The organism is Pontibacter sp. HJ8 (genome assembly GCF_054824225.1).
The window spans coordinates 1-3,829 of sequence record NZ_JSYF01000679.1 but is presented as its reverse complement, the minus strand read 5'-3'; the positions used below and the strand labels follow the sequence as shown (position 1 = coordinate 3,829).

The following is a 3,829-nucleotide window of genomic DNA, read 5'->3' as shown; positions in this document are numbered from 1 at the left end:
ATATAAACTTTTAAAAGAACATTGGACCAGCAAGGAGGCAAGTAATATAATTTCACCGCACGGTATTGAAAGTTGGAAGGCTACCTTTGAAGAATTTGGTTTACTTTATGTACTATCAAGAACAGACGAAATCATCATAACTGATGGTGGGCAGAAACTTAAGGATGCAGGAGAGAATGGCAAGCAGTTAGACTTTGCAAAAGCAGGGGTGTCATTGCTCTTAAGGTATCCTTTGACTGGTCCTCCTAGGAGGAAGAGGGGGAAAGCCCAAGATGAGTCAGACATACTGCCTTACTGGTTCTTATATGCTAGTATGCTTGAATTAGGAGGCTATTTGTATCGTAGTGAGATAGACCTGATCTTATCTAGAGTATTCAATATAGCACAAATTCCCACTACTATTGAATTGATCAGAAAGCTGCGTTCAGGAGAAGAAAATTTGAATAGCATAAGAGAGACAAACACTATTTCTACACCTGCTTTTTATAATACTATGAATATGATAGTTGTTCATGCTTCAATGAACTATCTTTTATGGAAAAAAGAAGATGTGATTTACTCTGGAGTCAAAGACATTAAATACACATTCCCAAAAGACATGCAAGCATTGGTTACAGATTCAATGGGTGGTGTAATTGGAAATCCAGAGTGTGAAGAAGATAGCAGTTTTTTAGAGAGGATGCCTAGTGCACCTGCATTTGTAGATGAGAAAGAGTACTTTAAATTTCTAGCAGCGCCTCTATCCCTAGAACCTAAATTTAGTGAAAGTAGCACATCCACGCCCTTTAAGTTTGGTGAATATTTAATATTGAAAGAAGGCATACATTATACTTATATTGATGGCCTCACAATTAAAGGCACTATAAATACTCTATGTAGAGTGGCTGTACAGCAAAGAGTTATTCTAAATCATAATGTAAGCTATACATACATAGTTTTAGGCAAAAGGAGAAGCTCAGATGGACAGATAATTGTAGATTTACGGTCTGCTAGACCAATTACCAACAAGGAAGCTTTAAAACCATATTTAGAAGATTCTAATGGATAACATCAATGAAAATGAACTAGTAGATTCTGGCGCAATACCACCAGATGACTTTTATGATGATATTGAAAGAATAAAAGAAATATCTAATTATGAGTTAGAAAGCTATCCAGATTTAATTGATAGACTTAGAAAGGCCACTTCTCATCTATTGATAAGTGAGGAAAAGTTAATATCCATAGCCACTGCATTGATTGCAGGAAATCTTATACTACAAGGACCACCAGGTACAGGGAAAAGTAGTATAGCTAGCGCAATAGCAAAAGCATTTCATTGTAATTTATATCCTGTAACAGCCCATGAGGAATGGAGTACCTATGAGCTAATAGGAAGACAAACTATAGTTATTGGAGACGATGGACATCAGCAAGTATTACCAGTTAATGGGCACTTCACTGAATCAGTAATCCAATGTGCTAATTCAATTGTGAAGAATTTTGACAATCCAGTGGAGCCTCAGGCTACTTGGCTCTTTATTGATGAGCTTAATAGATGCCACGTTGATAGGTCATTTGGAGAGCTCTTTTCACTGTTAGGCACTAATGAATCAGTATCCGTTAATTTATCCCATCAAGTTGAGGGCAATAGATTACTTGTTACTCCAAAAAGATTTAGGATTATCGGCACTATCAACTCTATAGATAGACAATTTGTAAATAGTCTTAGCCAAGCGATAAGACGCAGATTTAACTTTATTACAATAGACATCCCTCAGAGGAAGCTGGAAGGTGAAGATTGGGATTATACTGAAGCAACTCCTTCCATTGCTGTTAGAGAATATCAAATAGTAATAAAGCAAGCAGCTGAGCGTGTTTCTAACAAAGGTCTTGCTTCATTTGCTGAAGTTGAGTTGTTATTATCCGATGGTGCCACTTCCTTAGTTAAAGTGCTATTTGATACGGCAGAACTAGTAAGGTATGCTACAAAAGGAAGCATATATCCCTATCTACCTATTGGAACTGCACAGCTTATTGATGTGCTTGAATTATTTGCTACTAATATCTTTGCTTTTAAGGTACCACAAAAGGAGTACAGCAGAGTAATGGATTGGGCAGCTTCAATCAAATTGGCACCTTTGTTTGAGGCAGATACTATTACCCCTCTTAGCCTAGAGACATTTGCAGACAAACTTAAATATCCTTTCAATGATATCACAAAGCGTGAAATCAAGCAAATAGCTGCTGCAGGGATGTTCTTCATAGATTAAAATGGAAGCAAAAGGTTTCTTTTATGAAGCACTAGGGCTAATTGTAAGCTATCTATCATCTAGAAGTGTTGAACTCAACGCTGTTGCAAGTTTTGATATTAACGATGAGGATGATGATTTTCATTCATTCTTGAATGAAATAGAAATTAGGCACAATATAGCCTACTTAAATAAATTACAGCCGATTCTTGAAACGCTTATAAAGAAACTATCAACGAAGCCGAGGCTGGTTAAAGAATTTTCTGGACTCCCAATTAATGGAAGACTTGATGTAAATAAATACGTAGCATCAGGAAAATTCATGTATTCTGGTGATGTACTCTACCCAACAATCAAATCTGACATTTCTTTTAGCACACCTGAGAACATCCTTATAAGTAATGTATTAAGACACATAAGTAGACAGCTTTCAACATATAAGTTGAAAACCAACACTGCAGAATCATTGTATGTGAACATGTTCTATGAATGGATTCACCTACAGTTAAGAAATACTAACTGGAGTTTAGTCGAGAGTAATCAGGGTTATGATAGGCTAGCCTTTGAGACTAAAAGACGTTTGCTTAAAAGGCAAACAGGTAATCAGCAAGGTTATCAAAATTTTATAAGTTGGTATGATGAATGGAGGGTGAAAGGTAGTAAACTGAACCCTAACCAAGAAGAAGAAATTGCCAAAAGTATATTAGCCTTTCCAACCAGTTCTTCATTTGATGAGAAAATCTTTGAAATTTGGTGTTTACAGTATATTGTAGAGGTACTAGTTTCAATTGGATTTGTGGTAATTGAAGGCCCATACCCTCTTCATAAAAGAAGTGAATCATATATCTATAAGTTGCATAATGGCGAAGTTGAGCTACTAATCTGGTTTCAGAAAATGGAGCCAATAGGAAAACCTCGTTGGTACTACACAGGAGCGATGGGTAAAGCTTTTAACGGTATTCCTGATGTAGTTATTACCTCAAATCAGGTTTCTTCTCCGCTTGTCATAGATGCAAAGTATAGAATGATGGAGAAAACTAAAGCAGAAGAAACTTATAAGATGCTAGGGTATTTTGAGAATTTCAGAAACTCCTTCCCTGGCTCTAACTTTATTGGCATTCTCCTTTTCATCGGCAACGAACATAACTTTACTAACTTAAAAAGCACTGAGGGTGCTTCTGTTTCACTTCTGTCTGTGCCAATTCTGAATCATAAGTCCTCTACACTGGGTAATTCCCTCTCAAGGGAACTGAAAGAATGGCTAAAGCTGAGTAAATTATAACCAATTTAGTTTACACTAAAACTGGAACAAAGTAGGTATCACATTATTTAGCAATATTGAGCAAGTGCATATTAAAGAGAGTTGATAATTTCTTGAACGTTATTGCTGGGAGAATTAACTAAATTCGAAACAGTGTAGACTCTCATCTCCTTTTCATTGAATGGCATCAGCAGGGAGAGTAAATCATCTTGTGTTTCAGTATCATTTAACCATAGCTCCTCAGCCTCTAGCGACAGTATTACAGGCATCCTATCATGAATAGGCTTTACCACTTCATTGGCTTGAGTAGTGATGATGGCATAAGTATGCAATACTT

General features: G+C 36.4%; 4 protein-coding genes. 3 read left to right on the top strand and 1 reads right to left on the bottom strand.

What is annotated here, in order from left to right; translation table 11 throughout:
- The 3 genes from OB13_RS20840 to OB13_RS20830 all read left to right on the top strand — a co-directional run.
- The coding region (locus tag OB13_RS20840) for a hypothetical protein (RefSeq protein ID WP_461492108.1) at positions 1 to 1,048 on the top strand (1,048 nt) is incomplete at its 5' end.
- Entirely contained in the window at positions 1,041 to 2,252 is a 1,212-nt protein-coding gene (locus OB13_RS20835; protein WP_461492107.1) for an AAA family ATPase, read from the top strand. The genes OB13_RS20840 and OB13_RS20835, both read left to right, overlap by 8 nt.
- 1 nt (position 2,253) lies before the next feature.
- A complete protein-coding gene (locus OB13_RS20830; protein WP_461492106.1) occupies positions 2,254 to 3,513 on the top strand; it encodes a hypothetical protein in 1,260 nt (419 codons plus the stop codon).
- Positions 3,514 to 3,584: 71 nt separating this feature from the next.
- Here the strand turns inward: OB13_RS20830 and OB13_RS20825 are convergent.
- Positions 3,585 to 3,829 (bottom strand): SOS response-associated peptidase family protein (locus OB13_RS20825; protein WP_461492105.1); only part of this gene is annotated, 245 nt, incomplete at its 5' end.